This is a genomic window from Hymenobacter lutimineralis (assembly GCF_008271285.1).
In the GTDB taxonomy this organism is placed as follows: domain Bacteria; phylum Bacteroidota; class Bacteroidia; order Cytophagales; family Hymenobacteraceae; genus Hymenobacter; species Hymenobacter lutimineralis.
Genome location: NZ_VTHL01000015.1, coordinates 15578 through 41639, shown reverse-complemented (window position 1 = coordinate 41639; position 26062 = coordinate 15578). Strand labels below are relative to the sequence as shown.

Sequence of the window (26062 nt, the reverse complement as noted above, 5' to 3'; positions counted from 1 at the left end):
GGAGCCGCCAGGCACGCGGGTTCAGCAGATTTTGCCGATACTTGACCCTGAATTCCCACCCACCAGGGCGCGCAGCCGCGGGCCCGCTTCTTTCGTTCCTGCATGACCCGCATTCTACTGCTCGGCGCCGGGCGCTCCGCCTCCTCCCTGATCCGCTACCTGCTGCAGCACGCGCCCACCGAAAACTGGCACCTCACCATCGGCGACGTTAACCCCGCCTTTCTACAGGACATACTGGCCCCGCACGCCGCCTATGCCCGGGCCGTAGCCTTTGAAATTGCGGATGCCCCGTTGCTGGATACGCTGGTCAGCAATGCCGATATCGTTATATCCATGCTGCCGGCGTTGTTTCACCCCATCATTGCCAAGGCCTGCGTGCACCACGGCCGCCACCTGGCTACGGCCAGCTACGTGAGCCCCGAAATCCGGGCCTTCGATGCTGAAGCCCAGGCCGCGGGCATTACCCTGCTCATGGAGTGTGGCCTCGACCCCGGCCTCGACCACATGTCGGCCATGCAGGTAATTGACGATATCCGGGCGCAAGGCGGGCGTCTTACCTCCTTTAAATCGTACTGTGGGGGCCTGATGGCCCCCGACTCTGAAGGCGAAAACCCCTGGAAGTATAAGTTCACCTGGAACCCGCGCAACGTGGTGCTGGCCGGCCAGAGCACCGCCAAGTACCTGGAGCAGGGCCAGCTGCGCTACATACCATATCAGCATTTGTTTGCCCGCACCGAGCAGCTGCAGGTGCCCGGCTACGGGGCTTTCGATGGCTATGCTAACCGCGACTCCCTGAGCTACCGCCAGCCCTACGGCCTCGACGACATTCGCACCATTTTGCGCGGCACCCTCCGCCGTCCCGGCTACTGCGCGGCCTGGCATGCGCTAGTGCAGCTGGGCCTCACCGATGATCAGGTTCACCTCGGCAACTCCGCCGACATGCCCTGGCAGGACCTCGTGGCGGCCTATTTGCCGGCGGCTGCTACTGCGGGCACGCTGGCCGAGCGTTGCGCTGCCTACCTGGGGCTGGAGGTGCAGGGACCCGAAATGAGCCGCCTCAACTGGCTGGGTATTTTTGGGGAGGAACCCGTTGGCCTATCCGACGCCACGCCCGCCCAGCTGCTGGAGCTGCTGCTGACCAAAAAATGGGTGCTGCAGCCCCAGGACCACGATATGATTGTGATGCAGCATCTATTTGAATATGAGTTGGAAGGCCAGCCCCGTTGGCACACTTCCTCGCTGGTAGTGCTGGGCGATGATGCTGTGCATACAGCCATGGCCAAAACCGTAGGCCTGCCGCTGGGTATGGCTGTGCGGCGGCTGGCGCAGGGCCAAGTAGCGCACCCGGGCGTTGTCATTCCCACGCACGCCGATATCTACGAGCCGATACTCGCGGAACTGGCAGCCGACTACGGTATTCGGTTCGTGGAAGAAGCCGGCGCGGGGCAAATGGTAGCGGCCATCAGCCAGTAGCCCGTGCAGCGGGGACTGAGCGCCTATTTGCGGCTCCGCGGCCGCACCCTGGGCCGGCAGGTGCTGGAAGTAGGGTGGTGGCGCCTGGCCCTGCTGTTGCCCTTACTGCTGGCAGCCGTGGCCCGGGCCCTTACGGTGCTGGCCAGCCATGCCACGGCGCACTGGCTGGTGCCCCTGCTGGTGCTGCTGATGCTGGCAGGTACCCACCGCCGCCGCCCGGATGTACCTTTTCTGGCGTTGAGCGCCCCCTACTTTCGCGGTTGGCTGGCCGTGGAATACACTTTGTTGGCCTTGCCCGCCGCATTGGTGCTCCTGGGGTTCCGGCAGGCCGGCACCGCAGGGCTCACCCTGCTGGTGGCCGCCGCCGTGGGGTGGATGCCTCCGGCCCAGGCCCGGGCGGCTCGTCACCGCCAACCGGCAGTTTTTCGGAGCGAGGCGCTGGAACTGGTTGGGGGCTTCCGGCAGACGGGGGCGTGGTTCTGGTGGCTGGGGCTGCTGGGCGCGGCGGCGTGGGGGCAGCGCTACCCCGTGGTGCCGGCCCTGGCTATAGGCGGCTGGGTGCTGGTGCTGGCAGGCTGCTACGGCACTCCCGAGCCGTGGCCCCTGCTGCTGCCAGCCTTGCGCGGCCCAGCCAGCTGGCTGGGCCGCCGTTGTGCCCTGGCCCTGGCGTATTATGGCCTCACGGCTGCCCCCTTCGTGTGGCTGTTGGGCACGGGGGCCACCGGCAGTGGCGGCGCGGCCGTAGCGGCCCTGCTCGGGGCAGTGCTAGTTACTATGGTGGTGCTGGCCCGGTACGCGTTTTACCCCAATGCCCTGCTGGTGCGCCTTACTCAAGGCCTAGTGCTGGCCGTGGCGGTGCTGCTAACCGGGCACCCAGTGTATCCCAGCCTGCTGCTGGTGGCGTTTTTCGGGCTGATCTGGAAAAGCCGCCGCCAGCTTTCCCGTTTTCGCTATGATTGAGATTCAGCAGCTGCAGAAGTCGTTTGGCGCGCACGCCGTGCTGCGCGACGTGAGCCTTACGCTGCGGCCCGGCACCCTGCACGGGCTGGTGGGGGCCAACGGGGCGGGCAAAACCACGCTCCTGCACTGCCTCTACGGCCTGCACGCCGACTACCGGGGTACCATCCGCGAAACAACCGGGCTGCCTGTTCGGCCTAGCACGGGCCTGCTGCCCTATGAGCCCTATTTCTACCCCCGCCTCACGGGCCGCGAGTATCTCGAGTTCAGTCTGCAGGCTCGGGGCCGGCCGCTGGTGGACTTTAATGGCTGGAACCAGCTGTTAGAGCTGCCCCTCGATCAGTACGCCGAGGAGTACTCGGCTGGCATGAAGAAAAAGCTGGCGCTGCTGGCGTTGCTGGTGCAACCCTTCCGCTACCTGATTCTCGACGAGCCTTTCAACGGCCTCGACCTGGGTGCCAACCTGCTGGTGATGGGGATTCTGCGCCGCTTGCGCCAACAGGGGGTGGGCATTCTGCTCACCTCTCATCTGCTGGGTTCCCTCACCGAGCTGTGCGACGAAATAACGGTGCTGGCCGATGGCCGCGTGCGCCGCCACTATGCGGCCGCGGAGTTCGGCCAGGTAGCTCCCGATCTGCTGGATAACTTTTTCCAGGACAAGCTGGCCCAGGTGCGGGCCCTGCTGCCCGAGGCTACAGGGCCAGGTAAAACGGCTGCAGCAACGCACTGAACTCAGCTGAATACAAGCTGTCATCGGCGGCGGCGCGCATCGTCAGCTCCGTTTGCTGCATTGGCTGGGGCGTCAGGCCGAAGGCGGTGATGCAGCGCAGCGGCTTGCTGCCAGCGCGGTGGCGGAGGACCAGCTGGGTAATAGAGTAGAGGCCCGCCTGGTGCGCGGTACGCACGAACTCCTGCATTTCTGCCGGGGGCAGCAGCACCGTGAGGCGGCCGGCCGGCGTGAGGTGGGCTGCCGCAAACCCCGCTAGCTCCCCGAAGCTAAGGGTATCCTCTGCCGCGTGCCGGGCCGTGGTGCGCCGGTCGTCGGGCGAGCGGAGCGAATGCCGGAAAAACGGCGGGTTACAGAGAATATGGTCGAACGAGCCCGGCTGGGTGGCGGCGTAGGCACGCAGGCTCAGGGCCCGGATGTGAAGGCGGTAGCTCCAGGGGCAGGCCGCCGCATTGGCCGCCGCCTGCGCCGCCGCCGCCGGATCGATTTCGACGGCCTCAATCTGCGCCGCCGGGTTGCGCTGGGCCGCCATCAGCGCCAGCAGGCCGGTGCCCGTACCGATGTCCAGAATCCGCTTGGCGTGGCTGAGGTCCGCTACCGCACCCAGCACGCAGGCATCTGTGCTGACTTTCATGGCGCACGCGGCCTGCTCTATTCGGAATTGCTTGAACTGAAAATAGTTGTTAGCCATAGGTCTACTCAGAAGGCGCCGCTTGCGTGAGCCAGCGGTGAACAGGTTTCTCAACCAGGTAATGCAGCGCAACGGCTGCTGTAACCAGCAGCAAGAAGAGTGAGAGAACCGCCGGCAGTTGGGGCACATGCCGGTGCAGCCGGCCCTGGATAAAATCGGCTACTACGCTCAGGTGCAAGAGGTAGAAAGCGTAGGAGCTGCGCCCCAGCACCTGCAGAGGCCGGCTACTGAGCACCTGGCTTAGCCAACTGGGCTCCGTGGCTAGGCCGTAGAGTAGCAGCCCCGAGGCCACGGGCAGCCCCCAGTTATTGAGGGCCATTCCCGGCCAGGTGTCGATGGCTGCGGCTACCCCATAGTGCCGGGCAATGCCCACTTGCAGCCCCAGCACCACGGTGCTCAGCAGCAAGCCCCAGCTGGTAGCCCGCGTCAGCCGGCCAGCGGGAAGCAGGGCGAAGGCGGCGCCAATCAGAAATTCTGCGCTCCGCCCGAAAAAAGTGACCAGCAGCGTGAAATGCGGGGTTTCCAGCCAGCCTATGGGGGGCAGGAGGGCGCTTAAGCCCAAACCCAGCAGAGCCAGCACGAGGGCGCACCCCGCCCAAATGCGCGGGGTGAATCGGTAGGCCAGCCACAACAGGACGGGCAGCAGCAGGTAGAAGCATTCTTCCACCGTGAGCGACCAGGCTGGTCCGATGCCCGTCAGGTGCCACCGGTGAGAGAAGCCCTTCAGCAGGGAGACATTGAGCAGATACTGGGGCCACCAAACAGCCGGCCTTAATCCCTTAAGCGCGGGGTGAAAAAGGAACTGAAGAGTGGTGAGGAGAAAAAACAGCGGGTAGATGCGCGCAAAACGCCGCTGCCAGAAGCGCCGGGCTCCCGGCCAGGGTGCGGCGTAGTAGAGGCGGCCAAGCAGAAAACCACTCAGGGTGAAAAACAACGATACGCCGAGGTTTAGCTGGCTGGCCAGGGCCCGCCAGGCGTCCTCCAGGCCCGAGGGCAGCCACCCCGCCGCGGTGCGGTAGTGAAACAGAAACACCAGCAGCGCCGCCACGGCCCGAAAGCCCGTCAGGGCCGGCAGGTACCCGCGGTTCATGCCCGCTGCGACTCCAGCAGCTCGTAGCCCTCGTCGATAAGCAGCTTGCCTTGCGTGGCACTCCAGACGGCCAGCTGGTCGCACCGCTCGTTCTCGGGGTGGCCGTTGTGGCCGCGTACCCACTTAAACTGCACTTTGCGCTGGCGGTGCACTTTCAGAAAGCGCCGCCAGAGGTCCTCATTGGCTTTCTTTCCGAAATCAGGCTTCTGGGCCCAGCCAAATACCCAGCGCTTCTCTACCGCATCTACCACGTACTTCGAGTCAGTAACCACCGTGATGGGCAGCTCAGGGCGCGTAATGGCTTCCAGGCCCACAATCACGGCCAGCAGCTCCATGCGGTTGTTGGTGGTCAGCCGGAAGCCCTGGGTAAGCTCCTTCTCGTGCTGCCCGAAGCGCAGAATGGCTCCGTACCCGCCCGGGCCGGGGTTGCCGCGGGAAGAGCCATCAGTGAATAAGTAAATCAATTCGGATGTGGGGAATGTGAGAAATGTGGAAAATGTGAAAAACGGAGCGAATGTGGTGCAGAATCAGCGCTGTCGGTTACTTCAGCCTGGCATTTCATTCTGCACATTCTCCCGCATTTCTCACATTTCCCACATTCAATTAAAAGTTCTGTTTGAACAGCTTGATGGCAATGGCCAGCAGGATGACGCCAAAGACGCGGCGCAGGATGTCCTCACCGGCTTTGCCCAGCTTCCGCTCAATCCAGGCCGAGCTTTTGAGCACCAGGTACACGAACACGAGGTTGGCTACAATGCCTACCAGCACGTTGGGTAGAGAGTATACCGCACGCAGGGAAAGCAGCGTCGTCATGGTGCCGGCGCCCACAATGAGGGGGAAGGCCAGCGGCACAATGGAGCCCGTGCCCGAGGCTGTGGGGTTGTGCCGGAAAAGCTCCACGCCCAGGATCATTTCCATGCCGATGAGGAAGATGATGATGGAGCCCGCCAGCGCAAACGACTGCAAATCCACGCTGAACAACGCCAGAATGCTTTGCCCCAGAAACAGGAAAGCCACCATCAGAATGCCCGCCACTAGCGTAGCCAGCTCCGAGTTGATGCGCCCTTCGCGCTGCCGGATCTGAATGATAATGGGAATAGAGCCCAAAATATCAATGATGGCAAACAGCGTAAGAGTGACGGAGGTAATTTCCTTCAGGCTAAACATGGACCGCAGATGCTAACGGATGAATGAACGGATGAAACGGAGGGGAGGGGGCCGGGCACGGTTACGGTAATCAACGCAGTACGCCAGCTAGGGCTTGCGCTTATGGAAATGCGGCTCGTAGCAAGGAACAGCCAGCCGTTTCATCCGTTCTGCCCATCTGTTTCATCCGTTTTTCCATCCGTTCCATCCGCAGCTAAGCGAATTCCTTGGCGAAAAACTGCACCAGCTGCTCGAAGGCTTCGTCGGGGATGGCCGGGAAGTTAGCAATGCGCAGGGAGCCGGATTTCCAGCTGCCGTAGCCGTTGCCCAGCTGCAGGCCCTGGGCCAGGGCCCGACGCTTCACCTCGTCGATAAGGGCCGGCGCACCCTGCAAGCCGATGACGGTGGTAGAGCGCGTTTCGGGGTTCTGCACCAGCGGAGTGAGCTGGGTGGCCTGGTCGAAGTAGTCGTAGAGCTTGGTGGCGCGCTCGGTCATGTGCTGGTGCACAGCCTTGATGGGGGCGCGCTCCTGCAGCATGCGGCTCAGCAGGTAGATGCCCAGCACGTTCGGGGTATAGTTCGTCTGGAAGTTGAGCATCTTCTCGTACTGGTGCACGAGGCTGTTGTAGTGGGCCCGCTCATTGATTTTGCGGAACCGCTCTACCGACCGCGGCGAGAGCAGCATCACCGACAGCCCGGCGGGCAGCCCGAAGCACTTCTGCACCGAGCCGTACCAGATATCAGCTTTGATGTACTTGAGCTGAATACCGGCCAGGGAAGAGGTAGCATCCACCGCCAGTAGGGCATTGCTGGGCAGGCGGTTGAACAGGTTCAGGATAAACCCGTCGCGCAGCTGGGTGGCGTTGCTGGTTTCGTTTTGGGTAATGCAGACCAGGTCCGTCTGCAGGTCCATGGGCAGCTTGCTGATGTCGGGCAGTTCATCGAGGCCAAACGTGACGGCCGAGGAAGCCGGGCGCAGGGCCTTGGCGTACTCAAACCATTTCTCGCCAAAAGCGCCGTTGTACACGTGCAGGCTTTTGGTGGGCGTCAGGCTTTGGGCCAGCACCTCCCAGCACTCCGTGGCCGAGCCCATCAGGAACACGGTGTAGTCCTGGGGCACGTTGAGGCGCGTTTTGAGGTCGGTTACCGTTTGGCGCAGCAGGGTCGTGAACCGCTCGCCGCGGTGCGGGGCCGAGAGCCAGCCCTCATCGAAGGCGTCCTGCAAGTACTGGCGCACCTGCGGATAAACTGCTGCCGGGCCCGGATTGAATGTATACATAGGTGAAGAAGTCAGAAGGAAGGAAATACAAAGGTAGGAGCCTAAGGTGCTAATGTGTTTCGAATGTGCTGATGTGCTAATCGATAACAATTATTAGCACATCAGCACATTCGAAACACATTAGCACCTTAAACTTTAAACCCCACACGCTTGGGGCGCAGGCCGTCGAAGTAGTGCAGGGCCAGCTTGTAGCTTTCGAGCTTGAAGCCGGCAATACTGCCCACGCAGTTGCGGCCGATCAGGCTTTTCTGGCGAAACTCCTCCCGGGCGTGCAGGTTGCTCAGGTGCACTTCTACCACCGGTGTGTTGATGGCGGCCACGGCATCGGCCAGGGCCACGCTGGTGTGCGTGAAGCCCCCGGCATTCAGCACCACGCCGTGGTAGGTGAAGCCTACTTCGTGCAGCTTGTCAATCAACTCGCCCTCGTGGTTGCTCTGAAAATATTCGAGGGTGAGGTGCGGGAAGGCTTCGCGCAGCTCGGGCAGGTAGTCTTCGAAAGAGCGGGAACCGTAGATGCCTGGTTCGCGGTGGCCCAGCAGGTTCAGGTTCGGGCCGTTGAGCAGGAGAAGTTGCATAGCGTAGGGGAGAAGCCGAAGAAAACCACCCGCCCGCGCAAGGCCGGGTAGCGGAGGTAAAGGTCGTAGAACGTTGGCAGAAGGCAGAATACTTTTCGGTGCCAGTAGAAAATTCTGTGCGGGCGGGTTTGTTGTCCGACCTTTGCCCGGCAGCATCCTGCTGTTTCCACCCCAATCACCGCGCTGGCGGCTTCTGCGTGAACTGGTCCATCTACCAAAAGCAATTCGACGGCTACCTGCGGCTGGAAAAATCGTTGTCGGGCAACTCCGTGGAAGCCTACAGCCGCGACGTGCAGAAGCTGCGGCAGTTTCTGGCGCTGCGCCAGCTCACGCTGCGGCCGCAGGAAATAGGCCCGGAGCTGCTGCGGGAGTTTCTGGCCTGGCTGGGGGAGCTGGAGCTGAGTGCCACCTCCCAGGCCCGCACGCTTTCGGGGCTGAAGGCATTTTTCCACTTCCTCATCATGGAAGACCAGCTCAGCATCGACCCCACCGACACGCTGGAAGCCCCCAAAACCGGCCGCAAGCTCCCCGATACGCTGAGCTACCAGGAGATAGTACAGCTGCTGGAGTCCATCGACCTGAGTACCAACGAGGGCACCCGCAACCGGGCCATCCTGGAAGTGCTGTATTCCTCGGGCCTGCGGGTGAGCGAGCTGACGGAGCTGCGCCTCTCCAACGTATACGCCGAGGATGGCTTCGTGCGCGTGACGGGCAAGGGCAACAAAGAACGCCTCGTGCCCATTGGCGGCGACGCCCTTAAGCACCTGGGCTTTTACCTGAGCGGAGTGCGCTGCCACCTCGACATCCAGCCGGGTCACGAGGACCACGTGTTCCTCAACAAGCGCGGCACCAAGCTTTCCCGGGTGATGATTTTCAACATCATCAAAGCCGCCGCCGATAAAGCCGGGGTGCGCAAGAGCATCAGCCCCCACACGTTCCGCCACTCGTTTGCCACCCACCTCATCGAAGGCGGAGCCGACCTGCGGGCCGTGCAGGAAATGCTGGGCCACGAAAGCATCACCACCACCGAAATCTACACCCACCTCGACCGGGACTACCTGCGCCAGGTTATCACGGAGTTTCATCCGCGCAGCTAGCTGGCCGGAAGTAGTCAGTCGCCAGGGCAAAGGGCGGGGGTTAGGTTGCGGACGTTGAAGCGCTAATTTTGTCGCAGTGTTTCCGTTCCCGCGTTTATTTCTGCGTCGTTTGTGGGCCTCGCCGTTGCTATGGGCATTGGTGGCACTGGCAGTATTGCTGCTGCCCCTGTGGGTGCTAGGCCCTCAAACCTATATCACCCTCGACGACAACCTGGATGCCGAGCTAGCCGGACCCTACCTGCTGGCGCGCACGGGCACGGCCTTGAACTATGGAGCCCACACCGTGCTGCCGCAGATCATGAATGGCCTGCCGCGCAACGCCTTGCGGCCGGGCCTGAGCGTGACGGTAGCGTGCTTTGAGCTGCTGCCACCGCTGCCAGCCTATTTGCTGAACATGGTGCTGGTACGGGTGGCGGGCTTGCTGAGTATGTACGCGCTGCTGCGCTGCTGGCTGCTGCCGGCCCGGGAGCAGCGGGCCTTGGCGGCAGGGGTTGCCTTGAGCTGGGCCATGCTTCCGCTGTATTCGATGTATGGCCTGTCGGTGCTGGGGCAGCCGGCGGTGCTGCTGGCCGTGCACACCTTGCGCGGGCCAAAGCCGGTCCTCTGGCCCTGGCTGTTGCTGGCGTTGTTTCCGCTGTGGTCGAATCTAGTGCTGGCGGGGGTATTCGTGCTGGTAGGAGCGGGCGGCTACCTGGCTTGGACTGACTGGCAGCAGCGCCGCTTAAGCTGGCGCGCCTGGCTGGGGTTGGTCTTGCTGGCCGTGAGCTACGGCGTGGTGGAGTTTCCGCTGCTGTTTTCCTTGCTCCGGCACCACTTTGTGCCCCACCGCACGGAGTTTGATTTGCTGCAACTGGCCCCGGCCACACTACTGTCGCAAGTGCGCGGTACTCTAATGTTTGGTCTGATGGGGCAGTACCACAGCAGCCTGTTCTTCCGGGGGCTGCTCCTGCTGACGGTGCTCCTGGCTTGGTGGCAGGCCCGCCTGCAGCGCCGGGCTTTCCCTGCGCGGCCGGTTATATGCTTGCTCGTGATGCTAACCTTGCTGGCTGGGTTCTGCGGCTTTTATCCCAGCCTGCTGGGGGCGCTACAAGGCGGACTGCCTTTCCTGCGGACGTTCAACCTCACGCGCTTCCACTTTCTCACGCCGCTGCTGTGGCTGGTGGTGTGGGTGCTGGCCCTGCGTACGCTGCCCGCCGCGCGGGTGCGCTGGGCGCTGGTAGTAGCGCAGCTCTTGGTGGTGTTGCTCATGCACCGCGAGTGGACCCTGAATCTGCGGCAGCTGCTGGGGCGCCCGGCCGCTGCCGAGCCTAACTACCAGCAGATGGTGGCCCACGCGTTGTTTACCCGCGTGCAGCAAGCCCTTCAGGTTCGTAGCGGCCAGGCGCCTGCGGGCTACCGCATTGCCTGCCTGGGCCTGCCCCCGGCCGTGGCTCAGCTCAATGGCTTCTACACCCTCGACAGCTACCAGAACAATTACCCGCTCCCGTACAAGCATCGGTTTCGGCGGCTCATTGCCGGGGAGCTAAGCAAAAGCCCGCAATTACGCACATACTTCGATGCCTGGGGCAACCGTTGTTACCTGCTGGCGGCGGAGCTGGGCAAAAACTTCCGGGTGCCGGCCAGCCACGCCCCCATTCAGGATTTTGCCTTTGATGCCGCTACCTTTAAGCAGTTGGGGGGGCGCTACGTGGTTTCGGCGGTAGCCCTGGCCCACCCAGCCCGCAGTGGTTTACAACGAGTAGGAGACTTTGCCGATGCCACCGCCTACTGGCATCTGTATGTGTATGAAACGCTGTAGAATGCCCGCCCGCCGCAAGTCCACTCCCCGCGGATTGACCTTCCTTCCCAGCGGCAAAAAAGCCGGTTAAACGCCGGAAAAGCCGTAGATTTGATTTTCAGGTGTGATTTCGAATGGCTAAAAATACGTACAAACAACCCGCTGCGCCGGCTCCGCAGGCCGCCAATGCCCCCCGGCCGCCGCGCAACCAGCCGCGCCCGGCCCCCGAGGCTCCCCGGGAGTCCCGCCGGCCCGAGCCCCGGGCTACGAGCAAAGCGCCCAAGACGCCCCGTACCCCCGTGAAGCTGCCTTCCCTGGGCAACGTCTTCGGCTTCCTGCGCGACCGGCGGTTTCAGCTCTTTCTGGGCTTCTTCTTCCTGCTCTCTTCCATTTACCTGACCATAGCGTTCCTGTCGTTCCTGCTCACGGGCCACGCCGACCAAAGCGTGGTGCAAAGTGCCGGCACGACGCCGCTGCTGGTGGCAGGGCAGGAAACCGGCAACTGGCTGGGCCTGATTGGGGCTACGCTGGCGCAGTGGCTGATCTACCGCGGGTTTGGGGTGGCCGCCTTTGCCCTGATTCCCATAGTTTTCTTCCTGGGATATAAAATTGTTTTCCGCCGCCAGGATGTGTCGGTCAGCTATGTGCTGGCTTTGTGCCTGTTCACAATGGGCTGGCTGAGCGTGCTGCTGGGCTACGTGGTGCTGTCTCTCGAAGCCCCGGATGCCGACCCCGCCCTGGCCCACAGCCTCGACTTCCTGAGCGGAGGCATCGGCTACGAAGTGGCCCTCTGGCTCGACAGCCTGATCGGGTGGGGGACGGTGTTGCTGCTGGCCTTCCTGCTGATTTCGTTTGTGGTGTTCTTCTTCAACGTCACCACTCTAAACCTGCGCCGCCCCGAAAGCGAGGAAGAAGAAGTTGCTGCCAATCAGGCTTCTGCTTCTGACGCAAGCCGCAACCCGCAGGGCGTCAGTCGGGCTACTGCCCCGCTGCCCATGGATGAGGAGGAAGAAGACCCCGCACCGGCCATGACGCTCAAGCGCACCGGTCCGCTTGCCTCAGTAACCCCGAGTCCAACCGTCGCTCCTCAGGTCATGGAAGAGGAGGACGAGGAAGTAGAGCCTCCCTTTATCACCAGCGGCGCGGTGGCGGCTCCGGCAGTTGCCGCTTCGGTGCCGCTGAGCGTGGCGCCGGTGGCTGCTGCGGCCACCACGGCTGCCAGTGCCGCCGCCTTAAGCATGGGCGGCGCCATTGCTAAAGCAGCTGGCCCGGCCTTTTCTGTGGAAGCGCCGGCCCTGGAAGTCGCGCCGCCCACGCCCGCGCGGGTTCCCACGCCGCTGTCGTTGGCCGACCTGGCCGACAACGACGCTCCGCTACCGGCCCCCGCGCCGAAAGGCCCTTCGTTTGAGGTGGAAATACCCGTGGCTGCGCCCGCCCTCCAAATCGACCAAGACACGACCGAGCTGGACCCGGCCGCCGGGGCCGACATGGCCGCCATTGCCGATGAGGACGAGGATGCGGACGCCATGCCCAACGTGAACTACGACCCCACGCTGGACCTTTCCCGCTACCAATACCCCACGCTGGAACTGCTCAACGACTACGGCCAGGCCAAAGCCCAAGTCACCAAAGAAGAGCTGGAGGCCAACAAAGACCGCATTGTGGAGACGCTGGGGCACTACGGCATCAACATCGCCAGCATCAAAGCCACCATTGGGCCCACAGTTACGCTTTACGAAATTGTGCCCGATGCCGGGGTGCGGATTTCCAAGATCAAGAGCCTGGAAGATGACATTGCCCTGAGCCTCGCAGCCCTGGGTATCCGCATCATTGCGCCCATCCCGGGCAAGGGCACCATTGGTATTGAGGTGCCGAATACGAAGAAGGAGATGGTGAGCATCCGCTCGGTGTTTGCCACGGAGAAGTTCGCGCACACCGAAATGGACTTGCCCGTAGCCTTCGGCCGCACCATCACCAACGAGGTATTTGTGGCCGACCTGGCCAAAATGCCGCACTTGCTCATGGCCGGGGCCACGGGCCAGGGGAAATCGGTGGGCCTGAACGTGATTCTGGCTTCTCTGCTCTACAAGCGCCACCCCGCCCAGCTTAAGTTTGTGCTTGTCGACCCCAAGAAGGTGGAATTGAGCATCTTCAACAAGATTGAGCGTCACTTCCTGGCCAAGCTGCCGGATACGGAGGAGGCCATCATCACCGACACCAAAAAGGTGGTGAATACGCTCAACTCCCTGTGCATGGAAATGGACCGGCGCTACGACCTACTCAAGGATGCGGGCTGCCGCAACCTGAAGGAGTACAACCGCAAGTTTATTGAGCGCCGCCTGAACCCCAAGAAAGGCCACCGCTACCTGCCCTTCATCGTGCTGGTCATCGACGAGCTGGCCGACCTGATGATGACGGCCGGCAAAGAGGTTGAAACGCCCATTGCCCGCCTAGCCCAGCTGGCCCGCGCCATCGGCATTCACCTGATTGTGGCCACCCAGCGACCTTCGGTAAACGTAATTACCGGTATCATCAAGGCCAACTTTCCTTGCCGGATTTCCTTTAAGGTGACCAGCAAAATCGACTCGCGCACCATTCTGGATACCGGCGGCGCCGACCAGCTGGTAGGGCAGGGGGACATGCTGTTCTCGGCTGGCTCCGATTTGATCCGGGTGCAGTGCGCCTTTATCGATACTCCGGAAGTAGACCGCGTGTGTGACTTTATCGGCGAGCAGCAGGGCTACTCCGAGGCCTACATGCTGCCGGAAGTGCAGGGCGAATCGGGGACGGGCAATGGCGATGCGGAGGACTTCGACCCCGCCTCGCGCGACTCTATGTTTGAGGAGGCTGCCCGCGTAATCGTCACGCACCAGCAGGGCAGCACGTCCCTGCTGCAGCGGCGCCTGAAGCTAGGCTACAACCGCGCCGGCCGTCTGATCGACCAACTGGAGCACGCGGGCATCGTGGGGCCCTTCGAGGGAAGCAAGGCCCGCGAAGTTTTAATTCCGGATGAGTACAGTTTGGAACAGTTGTTGAATACCCTGCCCAAGTAAGCGCCTAACGTTGAGCTTCAGGGCAAAATGGCGGGCTTTTTCCGTGGTTTTATCCCTAGCCGGAGTTTGTCCGTATAGGAGCCGGCGGCGCTTTATCGGTATTCGTCCAAGACACCCCTCTCTCATTTTTCGCAATGAAAAAGTTTCTCGCCCTGCTTGCCCTGTCCGTGTCACTTACGTCAGCCGCCTCAGCCCAGCAGGACCCCAAAGCCGCTAAGATTCTGGACCAGATGAGTGCCAAGTATCAGGCGATGAAAGCCTTCAAGGCCTCGTTTACCCAGACACTGGAAAACCCCACTGCCAAGGTAAAGGAAAACCTCTCGGGCGACATCACGGTGAGCGGCACCAAGTTTCGGCTGAAGATGAATGGCCAGGAGGTCATCAACAACGGCCAGACCATGTGGACGTACATGAAGTCGGAAAACGAAGTCAACATTTCCGACTACGAGCCCGACGACCAGGAAATTTCGCCTTCGCAGATTTATACACTGTATAAGAAGGGCTACAAGTACTCTTACGTGCAGGAAGGCAAGGAAGCCGGTGAGGCCGTAGACATCATTGAACTTTCCCCCGAAGACCGTAACAACGCCGTGTACAAGGTGCGCCTGTCGGTGAGCAAGAAAGACCGCTCGGTGAAAAGCTGGCAGATGTTCAAGAAGAACGGCAACCGCTACACCTTCCGCATCAGCAAGTTCACGCCCAACGTGCCGGTAGATGCCACCACGTTCACTTTCGACAAAGCCAAATACAAAGGCGTGAAGGTAATTGACCTGCGCTAACCCTTTTACTTGCCGAATTTACCGGCCCGCTTCCGCCTCGTGCGGGGGCGGGCCGGTTTGGTTTTGGGCTACTTGGTCAGTACTTTCCTTCCGGGAACTAGCGGAAATAGGTGTACTATAACTCAGCAACATATGCAGGAAGATTTTCTACACTATGTCTGGCAGCAACAGTATTTCGATAAAGCCAGTCTGCGCACCCAGGAAGGAGAGGAGCTGACGGTGCTGCGTCCCGGCTTCCGCCACCAGGAAGCTGGCCCCGACTTTCCCAGTGCCCGCCTCCGCATTGGGGAAGTAGAGTGGAATGGAGCCGTGGAAATCCACCTGCGCGCCTCCGACTGGTACCGCCACCAACACCAGCTGGACCTGCGCTACGATCAGGTTATCCTGCACGTGGTGTACACCGCCGACCAGCCTGTGCGCCGTTCCGATGGTAGCCTGATTCCCACTCTGGAACTGGGGCCGCGCATCGCGCCGGAACTGCTGTCCACCTATGAGGTCTTGCTGGCAGCTCCGGCGGCCACGTTACCCTGCGCCGGCTTGCTGCCCCAGGTGCCCTCAATAACACGGCTTTCCATGGTAGAGCGGGCATTGCTGGAGCGGGCCCAGCGCAAGGCCGATACAGTACTGGCCCTGCACGAGCAGCTACTGGGCGACTGGGAAGCCACCACCTGGCACGCGCTGGCGGCCGGTTTTGGCTTTCAGAAGAACACCGAACCCTTGGCCCGACTAGCCAAGGCGCTGCCGCTGGCTGTCCTGCGCCGCCACCGCCATCAGCCTTTACAAATCGAAGCGCTGTTGCTTGGGCAGGCCGGGTTTTTAGAAAATCTGGAAGAACCTGACGACTACTCCACCGCTTTGCAGCGGGAGTACGGCTTCCTGCGCCACAAGTACTCTTTAGCGGATACTGCCCTGCACGCCCACGAATGGAATTTCCTGCGGCTCCGCCCGGCCAACTTTCCCACGGTCCGGCTGGTGCAGCTGGCGGCGTTGCTGCATGCCCGCCCTACGTTGTTTGCGCCCCTGCTAGCCGCCGATAAGGTGACGACGCTGGAAGCATTCTTTCGGGCGCCGCTGCCCGCCTACTGGCAGAACCACGCCCGGCCGGGCAAAGCCGGCAGCCTGGCTGAGCTGGGCCGCAGTAGTGCCCATCTGCTCGTCAGCAACGTGGTGGTGCCCTTGCGGGTAGCGTATTCCCGGCACGTAGGGCAGCCCGAGCTGGCGGAGGAGGCCATTAACCTGCTCACGCAACTTCCCGCCGAGCATAATCACCTGCTGGCGCCGTATGAGGCGCTGGGCTTCGATAACAAGTCGGCGGCCGACTCCCAGGGGCTGCTTACCCTGCACCGGGCGTACTGCCAGCCCCGGCGCTGCCTGCATTGTGCCATTGGAAATCGTATTTTGCGCCAAAATACGCTCGTCTCTTGAAGCTACTGCTGGCCCTTGGGCTACACATTCCGTTACTGTGGCTGCTATGCTGGTGGCTGCGGCGTGAGTTGACCGTTCCCCATCCGTTACGTTACTGGCTGTTGCCCACCTTGCTACTCAAGCTAACCACTAGCTGGGTGGTTACGCGCTTTATGACCGAAGATGTTCGCTTTGTCGTCATCTGGTCACGGCGGATGACGCGCCAGTTCTGGTACAGCGTACCTGATTGGCTGCAAACAATGGAAGGAAGCGCTATTTATTTTCAGGGGACCAAGCTGGGGTTTCATGGCTTTTCTAATACTTGGTTTTTTATCAAAATTCTTTCAGTCCTAAATCTGGTTACACTAGGATATCCATGGCTGACGGCTGCCTACCTTTCGATAGTCAGCTTTGCCGGATGCTGGTTTCTGGCTCGTACAATCCTGCGGCTATTTCCGGCAGTTCCTCCGTTGAGCGCAGCTCTTGCTTTGTTAATATGGCCTTCTTGTATTTATTGGACTTCGGGTATAACTAAGGAGGCACTTCTGACAGGAAGCGTGCTTGGTTGTACAGCTTGGGTTGTTACGTGGGCTTATGGCTCTGACCAGGTGCAACCGCTCACGGTTGTCTGGACATTGCTGCTAGCTTATGTGGCCTTCAAAATGCGCTTCTTCTTTAGTATATTTCTGCTCGCAGGATTGGGTATTCTACTTTTGATCCGAACAATACAGTATATGGGAAGCCTACGTAGTTGGTGGAGCCAACTTGTATTTTTTGGCTTCCTTTTCAGCGGAGGGGCATGGGCTGCTTCGGAAGTAGTACCTGTTTTCCGAGCCAATAAATTCACCAATCAGGTAATTACTACCTACCGAGGAATGAGTCAACTCTCGGTAGGCAAGCCTCTGATTGTATACCAAGACTTGAAGCCCACTTTGAGCAGTATAGCGCAACATGCACCAGTAGCTATATTTAATACACTTAGCCGGCCGTGGCCGGGAGAAAGCCCAGATCTACGATATCAGCTGCTTGGGTTAGAAAATGTGGGGCTGCTTGGTTTGTTGGTGGTTAGCTTGCTGGGCGTGATACGTAAAAAAGCAGGGACATTACCGTTTGCTCTTGTTCTTGTATTCTTGTGGTATTGCGTGGTTGTTGCGTTGTTTATTGGTCTTACGACGCCCAATTTAGGTACACTTACCCGCTACCGCACGGCGTTTCTGCCTTTCCTGCTGCTGCTGCTCCTGCAAAACGACTACGCGGCCGCGGTGCTCCGGCGGCTTCCCTGGCCCAGGAAGTAAGAGGCTTGGCCGCCCTGCGAAAGGCACGTATCTTTGCGGTTTAGAAACCTGGCGGCAACCGCCGCTGTTTGCCTGCGCATGGAAAATCCTGTTATTATTCTTGGTGCCCAAACCATCGGCACGGCTGCCCTTGATGCTTTTCTCAGCAACGACGTGGTGGTATACTGCCTGCTCGACGACGATAAAGCCCTGCAGAATACGGAACTCAATAACGTGCCCATTATGGGCAATACCGACGACGCGCAGCTGCTGAAGCTGCTCGGCAAGAAGTGTGAGGTATTCGTGGCCACCGACGACACCGCCAGCCGCCGCAGCCTCACCAACATGCTGCACGAAGAGTACACGGTAGCGCCGGTCAATGCCATCCATGCCCGCGCCAGCGTATCGGAGCACGCTTGGCTGGGCCACGGCATTCTGGTAGGTGCCAACGCCGTGGTGGCCAGTACGGCCAAGGTGGAAAACGGCGTTATCATCGGCCCCAATGCCATAGTAGAAGCCAAGGTACAGGTAGGCGAGTATGCCCAGCTGGGCTCGGGCGCCATCCTGAATGCGGGGGTAGAAGTAGGGGCTCAGGCCTTTATCGGCTCCGGGGCAGTGGTGGTAGCCGGGGTGAAAATAGGGGCAAAGGCCCGGGTAGGAGCCGGCTCGGTGGTAGTAGCCGACGTAGCGGCTGGCCAGACGGTATTTGGCAACCCCGCCCAGAAGGTTTAATTAAAAGTTGGGAGAGAGGAGTGAAGAATTGCTGACTAACATTCCTCCTTCCTAACTTCTCATTCCTCATTGCATAATGGACTACCGCGTTCTGCTTTATTACTGCTACACGCCCATCGAAAATCCGGAGCAGTTCCGGGAGGAGCACCATCGTCTCTGTCTGGGCCTGAACCTGCTCGGGCGCATTATTGTGGCACCAGAAGGCCTCAACGGCACGGTGTCGGGCCGCACGGCCGATTGCGAAGCGTACATGCAGGCCGTGAAGGCCGACCCGCGCTTTGCCGCGCTGGAGTTTAAAGTAGAGGAAGCCCCGGCCCATACCTTTCAGAAGCTGCATGTACGGGTGAAGCCCGAAATCGTGCATGTAGGCCTGCCCCACATCAAGCCCTACGAGCGCACCGGCGTGCACCTGTCGCCCACCGAATTCCGCGATTTAAAAGACCAGGAAGACGTGGTGATTCTGGATGTGCGCTCCGACTACGAGCACCAGCTCGGGCGCTTTAAAAACGCCCTGACGCTCGACATCGAAAACTTCCGTGAGTTTCCCGAGAAGGTGCAGGAGCTGGAGCAGTACAAGGACAAAAAGATCCTCACGTACTGCACCGGCGGCATCAAGTGCGAAAAGGCCTCGGCGTTTTTGCTGGAGCAGGGCTTCGAAAACGTGTACCAGCTGCACGGCGGTATTATCAAATACGGTCTTGAGGCCGGCGGGGAGGATTTCGAGGGCAAGTGCTACGTGTTTGACGGCCGCGTGGCCGTGGATGTAAACAGCGTAAACCCCACCCTGATTTCCACCTGCCACCACTGCCATACGCCCTCGGCGCGCATGATCAACTGCGCCAACCCACACTGCAACCTGCACGTGGCCATGTGCGAGGCCTGCGGCGAGCAGCTTGATGGGGCCTGTTCTACCGCGTGCCAGGAGCACCCGGCCAAACGGCCCTACGATGGCACGGGTGCCTATCCCAAAGTCAGCAACAACTACAACCCCGAACAGGGCTTACTCTCGTATCGGGCTCCCAGCCTGAAATAGGGCAGCCTCTACCTGCCTTGCTTTACCTGATGGCCCGGCTACTGCCGGGTCATTATTTTTTGCCCCTGGCTCTCAGTTGCAACAGGGAAAGAATTACGCACATTTTGGCCACTTGCTGCGTAATACGTAACTCGAATGTTTCCCCACTTTTTCCCGCCCTCCCCATGCCTATTCCCGAATCGGAGCTGATTTTGAACCGCGACGGCAGCGTGTACCATCTCAACCTGGTGCCCGACCATATTTCCGATACTATCATCACCGTGGGCGACCCGGAGCGCGTGCCCCTGATCAGCCAGCACTTCGACTCCATTGAAACCCAGATCCACAAGCGCGAATTCGTCACGCACGTGGGCTACTACCAGGGCAAGCGCCTGACCGTCATTAGCACGGGCATGGGCACCGACAACATCGACATTCTGCTTAACGAGCTGGATGCCCTGGTAAACATCGACTTCGTCACCCGGGAGGCCCGGCCCCTGGAAGAGCGAATTTCCTTGCGCATTGTGCGCGTGGGCACCAGCGGCGCCCTCCAGCCCGACATTCCCATCGGCTCCCACCTAGTGACGGAACACGGCGTAGGCCTCGACTCGCTGATGCAGTTTTACCCGCTGGTGGAAACCGGTCTGGAAGTGGAAGTAGCCACCGGCGTGCAGCAGGCTCTGCAGCTGCCTTACCGTCCTTACTGCGTACGTGGCTCCGATTTACTACGTGAGCAGCTGGGCGCGGGTATGGTAGTGGGCAATACGCTCACCTGCCCCGGCTTTTACGGCCCCCAAGGCCGGGTGCTGCGCCTGGATCTGCGCCTGCCCGACCTGATTCAGCAGTTTCAGCAATTTCGCTACCACAGCGCCGAGGGGGAGTTCCGCCTCACCAACTTCGAGATGGAAACGGCCGGCTACTATGCCCTGGGCCGGATGCTGGGCCATGAGGTAGTCTCGCTCAATGCCATTGTGGCTAACCGCGCCACGGGCGAGTTTGCCACCAATGCGGAGGAGGTAGTAAATGACCTGATCCAGAAAACCCTGGACCGTATCTAGAGCTAACCGATTACCAAACGGCAAAGCGGCCTCAACCACGTGGTTGAAGCCGCTTTGCCGTTGATTGCAGCATGGCCACCTGACCAGCAGAGTGACGACTGAACTGCCGAACCACGCAAAAAAAGCGGCTCCCGGAAGACCAGGAGCCGCTTCTGCGCGCTGACATCGACTTGTCGTAGGAGAGCATTAAAGGAAGTCGATGCCCAGCACGCTACGCATGGGCAGGAAAGCCCCCGATTTCAGGGTAATGTATTCGGCGTCATTGGCCCACACGGTAGTTTGGACCCGCTTGGTTTCCCCGTCGGCCGTCTTGAAGTAGATATCTACTTTACCATGATAGCCGTTGCCAAGCGTAGTTGCGCGCTCCGCCGAGTAGCGGCGCAGGTTACGGGCATCGGGCGTAGCCAGGACATCGGAAACCGGGAAGTGCAACTGCTGAACAACTTCCTTGGAAATGATTTCTGGGTATTGTGCAAACTGTGTCATGGTGGGATGTTTGGGCGGTTTAGGTTTTAGTGCTAGTAAACTAGTTATTTGAAAGCAATAAACCAAGTAGTATGTCGTAAAAAATCATATTTAACGATAGTGAATATTCGCTACGGCGATCATTTGGTAGTGCTATTGTCTCATTTTGATGTTGCATCGGCTTTTCCAGTTCTTATCCGACCAATAAGGCAAAAGAATACCCCTGCCTACTACCAGATCAGGTAGCAGGGCAGGGGTACGGCCTAGAAAGATGCAGCGCTACAGGGCAGCCAGAAATGCCATGGTGTCTACCCCATCGGCGTAATCATCTACGGCCGGATACTGGGCCCGACCCAGCGGAAAGCTGCCCGGATACAGTGAGCCCGCCGAAACAAGGCACTGCGTCCGTTCGGCAATATCGGTGAGCTTGTCGGCTAGGTCTACCTCGTGCTGGTAGGTGACGTAGTGCAGCACGGAAATAGGCGAAACCAGCTGGGGGCTTTCCGTGAGCAGCAGAAACCCACTATCGTAGTGCGGGACCTGGTTCACCAGCATAATGCTCTTATTGTAGTCGTAGTTATTCTGGTATTTGTGATGGTCGGCCACGCGGTGCCAGGGCTGCAGGGCATCGAGCAGGTCGGGGAAATGGTAGCCCTCGGGCACGTACAGGGAGCTGACGTTGCGGCAGCCCAGGCCATAGTAGCGGAAAATATCTTCGCCCAGCAGACCTAGCTCGTGCGCCGTTTCCCGGCCCGTAAGCACCGCCAGGGAGCTGCGGTTGCGCCGGATAATGTTGGGTTTCTTGCCGAAATAAAACTCGAAGTAGCGGGCCGTATTGTCGGAGCCCGTGGCAATAAAGGCGTCGGCGGCATTTAGGCGCTCTACCAGCTGGATGCGTTCTTCAAAGCGCGGCTCCAGCTGCGTCAGCTCCTGCAGCAGCCAGCGCATAAGGACGGTGTCATCGGCGCTGAGCTTGGCCAGCAGGGTGTGCCCGCTCAGCAATACGCACAAGGTGTCATGAAAACCCACCAGGGGAATGTTGCCGGCCATCACCACGCCTACCTGGCGCGGGGTCTCAGGCTCGGGACGGTAGCGTCCGGCCCAGGTACGGAGTGTTTCTTCCTGGAGCATCTGCGCCACGCCCTTGAAGGCCGACGTGATGTTGGGCTGATCAAACCACGCATTCTGGTTGCGGGCCCGGGCCGCCAGGGAAGCCAGTTCATCGTCGGTAAGCTGCTGCAGGCGCTGGCCCAGGGCGACAAAAGCGGCAAGACGTTCGGCGTGATTCATAAAGGAAGGGAAGAGGAGAAACGGACTATTCAGCAAAAAACTCGCAAGAGTACGGGTTAGTTTCTACTTTTGCCCGGTTAGGTTGTAGGTAGCAAGCATCTATTGCCCCGCAATCTACGTTTACGCGTACCAAAAAAGGAGATACGGCTATGGCCATCATGATAACCGACGAGTGCATCAACTGTGGTGCCTGCGAACCGGAATGCCCAAATACTGCCATCTACGAGGGAGGAGCTAACTGGCGCTGGGCCGATGGCACAGCCCTGAAGGAAGTGACTGTGGACGGCGGGCAAACCGTAGCGGGTACCAGCCCACAAACGCCCGTTTCCGACGAGTACTACTACATCGTGTCGGACAAGTGCACGGAGTGCGTGGGCTTCCACGAGGAGCCCCAGTGCGCCGCCGTGTGCCCCGTAGACTGCTGCGTGGACGACCCCGACTACCGCGAGTCGCAGGATCAGCTGCTCAAGAAGAAAGAGTGGCTGCACGCCGAAGCCTAGACCACTGAAGTGTTTTCTTGGAAAAACTTATCCATAAGCTCTGCTACGGCAGGGCTTATGGCGTTATAGCGGGCCGCAGTTCCGGTCCGAAACGCAGCTCGCGCCCGGCTGCCTGCTCTAGCTGTAACAACCGCAGAAACTCGCGGCGGCTGACTTCCTCGGCTCCCAAGGCGGCTAGGTGGGGCGTGAGCTGCTGAATGTCGAGCAACGTAGCCCCCTGCTGGTGTAGGCTCTCTATCAGGGCCAGCAAAGCCAGCTTGGAGGCATTGGGCTGGGTATGAAACATGCTCTCCCCCGCAAACACGCCTTGCACGGCCACCCCGTAAACGCCGCCTACCAGCTCAGTACCGTCCCACACCTCCACGCTGTGGGCCCGCCCCGCCCGGTGGAGGGCCACGTAGCCGCGCACCAGCTGGGGCGTAATCCAGGTGCCCGCCTGCTCGGGACGGGGCTGCTGTTGGCAGGCCCGCATCACTTGTTCAAACGCCTCGTTGAAGCTGATGCGCCAGGGACTCTGGCGCTGGGCCCGGGCCAGGGAGCGGCCCACGTGCAGGCGCTCCAGCCGCAGAATGCCGCGCCGGGGCGGACAAAACCACGGCAGCACCGGCCAGCCCTCCACCGGCCACGGGAAAATGCCCCGGCTGTAGGCAGCAGAGAGGTTTTCGACGGTCGGCTCCCCACCGAGCAGCACCAGGCCTTCCACGGAGTCGTCGGCGGCCTTATCGGGATTGGCAGGGAAGGGCAGGAGCATAGAAGGAAGCAAACGAAGGGTAAGTTGGGCGCTGAGAAGCCAGGCAAGAATCAAAAGTAGAGAAGCGCCGGCGCTAAACCCAGTTCGATTCCTGAGGTGCGCCCAGTGCCAGGACGGCTACTTACTAAAGGCCAGTTCGGCCGGGAACGGCCGAACATTTCCCGCCCCGCCCGAAATGCCTACTTTTGCGCCCGTATTCCAACTTGAATTCCCTCCGCTGATGTCCATCGCCAAAACCTATACCCCCGCCGACGTTGAAGCCAAATGGTACCAGCGCTGGCAGGAGCAGGGCTTCTTCAAAGCCAAGGCCAACCCCCGCAAGCAGCCGTACTCAGTAGTTATTCCGCCACCCAACGTGACGGGTGTGCTGCACATGGGCCACATGCTGAACAATACCATTCAGGATGTGCTGGTGCGCCGGGCCCGCATGCAGGGCAAGGAAGCTTGCTGGGTGCCCGGCACCGACCACGCCTCTATTGCCACCGAGGCCAAGGTAGTAGCCTTGCTGAAGGAGCAGGGCATCGAGAAGAAGGACCTCACGCGGGAGCAGTTCCTGGAGCATGCTTTTGCCTGGAAGGAAAAGTACGGCGGCATCATTCTGGAGCAGCTCAAGCAACTGGGCGCCTCCTGCGACTGGGACCGGACGCGCTTCACCATGGAGCCCGAACTGACCGAGGCCGTGCTGCGTGTGTTCGTGGACCTGCACCAGAAAGGTCTGATTTACCGCGGTATCCGCATGGTAAACTGGGACCCGCAAAGCCAAACGGCCCTGTCTGACGAGGAAGTAATTCCCAAGGACGTGATGGCCAAGATGTACCACCTGCGGTATGAGGTGGTAGGAGCGGAGAGCTTAGATGGTAGAACTGAGAACTTAGAGACAGAAGGTGAGGGGCAGAACGATTCTAAGCTCTCAGCTCTAAACTCTCAGTTCTTAACAGTAGCTACGTCGCGGCCCGAAACCATCATGGCCGACGTGGCCGTGGCGGTGAACCCCAACGACCCGCGCTACACCCACCTGCACGGGGCGAAAGTGCGGATTCCGCTGCTGGGGCGCGAAATTCCGGTGATTCTGGACGAGTACGTAAGCATCGACTTCGGGACGGGTGCGCTGAAGGTGACGCCGGCCCACGACCTGAACGACTACGAGCTGGGCGTAAAGCACAACCTGCCCGTTATCGATATCCTCAACAACGACGGCTCGCTCAACGAGAAGGCCGTGCTGTACGTGGGCCAGGACCGGTTTGCCGCCCGCCGCAACATCGTGAAAGACCTGGAAGAAGCCGGCCACTTGGTGAAGGTAGACGAGTACGCCAGCATCGTGCAGACCTCGGAGCGCACCAAGGCCGTGATTGAGCCCCGCCTGAGCTTGCAGTGGTTCCTGAAAATGGAGCACCTGGCCAAGCCGGCCCTGGAAGTGGTGGAAAACGACACCGTGAAGCTGCATCCGGCCAAGTTCAAGAACACCTACCGGGTGTGGATGGAGAACGTGCGCGACTGGTGCATCTCGCGGCAGTTGTGGTGGGGCCAGCAGATTCCGGCCTACTACCTGCCCGATGGTACTTATGTGGTGGCCCTCACCGCCGAGGAAGCCTTGGTGCAGGCCCGGGAGCAAAGCGGCAACCAGGACCTGCAACTCACCGACTTGCGCCAGGATGAGGACGTGCTGGATACCTGGTTTTCCTCGTGGCTGTGGCCGATTTCGGTGTTCGACGGCTTCAAGGACCCCGACAACGCTGACGTCAACTATTTCTATCCCACCAACGACCTGGTAACGGGGCCCGACATCCTGTTCTTCTGGGTGGCGCGCATGATTATGGCCGGGCTGGAGTACCGCAAGGAAATACCTTTCCGCAACGTGTACCTCACCGGCATCGTGCGTGACAATCTGGGCCGCAAGATGAGCAAGCAGCTCGGCAACTCGCCCGACCCGCTGGACCTGATCAAGCAGTTCGGCGCCGACGGCGTGCGTACTGGTATGCTGTTCTCGGCTCCGGCCGGCAACGACTTGCTCTACGACGAAAAGCTGGTGGAGCAGGGCCGCAACTTCTCCAACAAGCTCTGGAACGCCTTCCGCCTCATCAAAGGCTGGGAAGTGGATACCGCCTTGCCTTTCGCCAATGAAAAGGCGGTGGAGTGGTTTTCGGCCAAGCTCAACGCTACCATCACGGAGCTGGATGAACACTTTGAGAAATTCCGGATTTCGGATGCCCTGATGACGGTGTACAAGCTGGTGTGGGACGACTTCTGCTCGGAGTACCTGGAGATGATCAAACCCGCTTACCAGGCACCCATCGACGCGGAGACGCTGCGCCTGACCTCGGGCTTCCTCGAAACGCTGCTCAAGCTGCTGCACCCGTTCATGCCCTTCATCACCGAGGAAATCTGGCACGAGCTGAAGGAGCGCGGTCCGAAGGAATACGTGTGCGTGGCCGCCTGGCCCAAGCCCGTGCCCGTAGCGGGCGCCGCCGAGGTGCTGGCCCGCATGGAAAAGGCCCTGGCCATTGTGGGCGGGGTACGTACCATCCGCAACCAGAAGGGACTGGGCCCCAACAAGCCCCTGACCCTTGCCGCCAAAACCGACGACCCGCAGCTGCTCCAGGACTACGACCCCATCATCCGCAAGCTGGCCGCCCTTACCGACATTTCGGTGGTGACGGAAGCGCCGGCTGCTTCGGTAAGCTTCGTGGCGGGCAGCAGTGAGTTCTTCGTGCCCCTGGAAGGCCAGATTGACCTTGGTGCCGAGAAAGAACGCCTCGGCAAAGAGCTGGAGTACGCCCAGGGTTTCCGTGACTCGGTACTGAAAAAGCTCTCCAACGAGAAGTTCGTGGCCAACGCCAAGCCCGACCTGGTGGAGCGTGAGCGGCAGAAGCTGGCCGACGCCGAAGCCAGGATTACGGCCCTGGAACAAAGCCTGGCCGGGATGTAGATTCTG

The 26062-nt window shown here is 60.5% G+C and carries 23 protein-coding genes; 14 read left to right on the top strand and 9 right to left on the bottom strand.

Going from position 1 to position 26062, the window contains the following annotated elements; all coding sequences use genetic code 11:
• The first annotated feature begins 102 nt into the window (after positions 1 to 102).
• Genes FY528_RS14080 through FY528_RS14070 form a run of 3 tightly spaced genes read left to right on the top strand, consistent with a single transcriptional unit; the run spans position 103 to position 3160 of the window.
• Positions 103 to 1473 carry a saccharopine dehydrogenase C-terminal domain-containing protein gene (locus tag FY528_RS14080; RefSeq protein WP_149071670.1) on the top strand — a complete coding sequence of 457 codons (1371 nt, stop codon included), beginning with the start codon at positions 103 to 105 and terminating at the stop codon, positions 1471 to 1473.
• A 3-nt stretch (positions 1474 to 1476) separates the two neighbouring features.
• Positions 1477 to 2433, top strand: coding sequence for a hypothetical protein (locus FY528_RS14075; protein WP_149071669.1), 957 nt, complete (start codon positions 1477 to 1479; stop codon positions 2431 to 2433).
• Positions 2426 to 3160, top strand: a complete 735-nt coding sequence (locus FY528_RS14070; RefSeq protein ID WP_149071668.1) for an ATP-binding cassette domain-containing protein — start codon at positions 2426 to 2428, stop codon at positions 3158 to 3160. The genes FY528_RS14075 and FY528_RS14070 overlap by 8 nt, the downstream gene beginning before the upstream one ends.
• Here the strand turns inward: FY528_RS14070 and FY528_RS14065 are convergent.
• The 6 genes from FY528_RS14065 to aroQ form a co-directional block, all read right to left on the bottom strand.
• Positions 3123 to 3848: a tRNA1(Val) (adenine(37)-N6)-methyltransferase gene (locus tag FY528_RS14065; RefSeq protein WP_187632125.1), complete on the bottom strand. Its 726-nt coding sequence runs from the start codon at positions 3846 to 3848 to the stop codon at positions 3123 to 3125. The genes FY528_RS14070 and FY528_RS14065 overlap by 38 nt on opposite strands.
• Before the next feature lie 4 nt (positions 3849 to 3852).
• Positions 3853 to 4938: an acyltransferase family protein gene (locus FY528_RS14060; RefSeq protein WP_149071666.1), complete on the bottom strand. Its 1086-nt coding sequence runs from the start codon at positions 4936 to 4938 to the stop codon at positions 3853 to 3855.
• Positions 4935 to 5402 (bottom strand): ribonuclease HI, encoded by a 468-nt coding sequence (rnhA, locus tag FY528_RS14055; protein ID WP_149071665.1) that lies wholly within the window; start codon positions 5400 to 5402, stop codon positions 4935 to 4937. The genes FY528_RS14060 and rnhA overlap by 4 nt, the downstream gene beginning before the upstream one ends.
• A gap of 139 nt (positions 5403 to 5541) precedes the next feature.
• The gene (locus FY528_RS14050; protein ID WP_149071664.1) at positions 5542 to 6105 is read right to left on the bottom strand and encodes a MarC family protein; all 564 of its coding nucleotides are present in this window, start codon (positions 6103 to 6105) and stop codon (positions 5542 to 5544) included.
• Positions 6106 to 6298: 193 nt separating this feature from the next.
• Positions 6299 to 7363, bottom strand: a complete 1065-nt coding sequence (locus FY528_RS14045; RefSeq protein ID WP_149071663.1) for an aminotransferase class V-fold PLP-dependent enzyme — start codon at positions 7361 to 7363, stop codon at positions 6299 to 6301.
• 128 nt (positions 7364 to 7491) lie between these two features.
• Complete coding sequence (aroQ, locus tag FY528_RS14040) at positions 7492 to 7938, bottom strand: type II 3-dehydroquinate dehydratase (protein ID WP_149071662.1); 447 nt, start codon at positions 7936 to 7938, stop codon at positions 7492 to 7494.
• Positions 7939 to 8135: 197 nt separating this feature from the next.
• Here aroQ and xerD point away from each other — a divergent pair, with 197 nt between their 5' ends.
• The 9 genes from xerD to FY528_RS13995 all read left to right on the top strand — a co-directional run bounded on the left by xerD (position 8136) and on the right by FY528_RS13995 (position 20124).
• On the top strand, positions 8136 to 9035 hold the full coding sequence (gene xerD, locus FY528_RS14035) for a site-specific tyrosine recombinase XerD (protein WP_149071661.1): 900 nt from the start codon (positions 8136 to 8138) through the stop codon (positions 9033 to 9035).
• 76 nt (positions 9036 to 9111) lie between these two features.
• Positions 9112 to 10833 (top strand): DUF6044 family protein, encoded by a 1722-nt coding sequence (locus FY528_RS14030; RefSeq protein WP_262383999.1) that lies wholly within the window; start codon positions 9112 to 9114, stop codon positions 10831 to 10833.
• A 113-nt stretch (positions 10834 to 10946) separates the two neighbouring features.
• Positions 10947 to 13865 carry an FtsK/SpoIIIE family DNA translocase gene (locus FY528_RS14025; protein WP_149071659.1) on the top strand — a complete coding sequence of 973 codons (2919 nt, stop codon included), beginning with the start codon at positions 10947 to 10949 and terminating at the stop codon, positions 13863 to 13865.
• Between the two features lie 134 nt (positions 13866 to 13999).
• Positions 14000 to 14644: an outer membrane lipoprotein periplasmic chaperone LolA1 gene (gene lolA1 / locus FY528_RS14020; protein ID WP_149071658.1), complete on the top strand. Its 645-nt coding sequence runs from the start codon at positions 14000 to 14002 to the stop codon at positions 14642 to 14644.
• Positions 14645 to 14776: 132 nt separating this feature from the next.
• A complete protein-coding gene (locus FY528_RS14015) occupies positions 14777 to 16069 on the top strand; it encodes a DUF2851 family protein (RefSeq protein WP_149071657.1) in 1293 nt (430 codons plus the stop codon).
• Between the two features lie 152 nt (positions 16070 to 16221).
• Entirely contained in the window at positions 16222 to 17343 is a 1122-nt protein-coding gene (locus FY528_RS14010) for a hypothetical protein (RefSeq protein ID WP_222931821.1), read from the top strand.
• A gap of 78 nt (positions 17344 to 17421) precedes the next feature.
• Complete coding sequence (locus FY528_RS14005) at positions 17422 to 18054, top strand: NeuD/PglB/VioB family sugar acetyltransferase (protein WP_149071655.1); 633 nt, start codon at positions 17422 to 17424, stop codon at positions 18052 to 18054.
• Between the two features lie 76 nt (positions 18055 to 18130).
• The gene (gene trhO, locus FY528_RS14000; protein ID WP_149071654.1) at positions 18131 to 19087 is read left to right on the top strand and encodes an oxygen-dependent tRNA uridine(34) hydroxylase TrhO; all 957 of its coding nucleotides are present in this window, start codon (positions 18131 to 18133) and stop codon (positions 19085 to 19087) included.
• A gap of 164 nt (positions 19088 to 19251) precedes the next feature.
• The gene (locus FY528_RS13995) at positions 19252 to 20124 is read left to right on the top strand and encodes a nucleoside phosphorylase (RefSeq protein WP_149071653.1); all 873 of its coding nucleotides are present in this window, start codon (positions 19252 to 19254) and stop codon (positions 20122 to 20124) included.
• Positions 20125 to 20310: 186 nt separating this feature from the next.
• On the opposite strand, the gene FY528_RS13990 is transcribed toward FY528_RS13995, so the two are convergent.
• The gene (locus FY528_RS13990; RefSeq protein WP_149071652.1) at positions 20311 to 20610 is read right to left on the bottom strand and encodes a hypothetical protein; all 300 of its coding nucleotides are present in this window, start codon (positions 20608 to 20610) and stop codon (positions 20311 to 20313) included.
• Between the two features lie 258 nt (positions 20611 to 20868).
• Entirely contained in the window at positions 20869 to 21879 is a 1011-nt protein-coding gene (locus tag FY528_RS13985) for an acyl-CoA reductase (protein ID WP_149071651.1), read from the bottom strand.
• A gap of 149 nt (positions 21880 to 22028) precedes the next feature.
• On the opposite strand from FY528_RS13985, the gene FY528_RS13980 reads away from it, so the two are divergent.
• On the top strand, positions 22029 to 22379 hold the full coding sequence (locus FY528_RS13980) for a 4Fe-4S binding protein (protein WP_149071650.1): 351 nt from the start codon (positions 22029 to 22031) through the stop codon (positions 22377 to 22379).
• Positions 22380 to 22434: 55 nt separating this feature from the next.
• Here the strand turns inward: FY528_RS13980 and aat are convergent, their stop codons facing one another.
• Positions 22435 to 23130, bottom strand: coding sequence for a leucyl/phenylalanyl-tRNA--protein transferase (gene aat / locus FY528_RS13975; RefSeq protein ID WP_149071649.1), 696 nt, complete (start codon positions 23128 to 23130; stop codon positions 22435 to 22437).
• A 220-nt stretch (positions 23131 to 23350) separates the two neighbouring features.
• Between aat and FY528_RS13970 the strand changes: the two genes are divergently transcribed.
• Positions 23351 to 26056 (top strand): valine--tRNA ligase, encoded by a 2706-nt coding sequence (locus FY528_RS13970; protein ID WP_149071648.1) that lies wholly within the window; start codon positions 23351 to 23353, stop codon positions 26054 to 26056.
• Positions 26057 to 26062 lie beyond the last annotated feature (6 nt).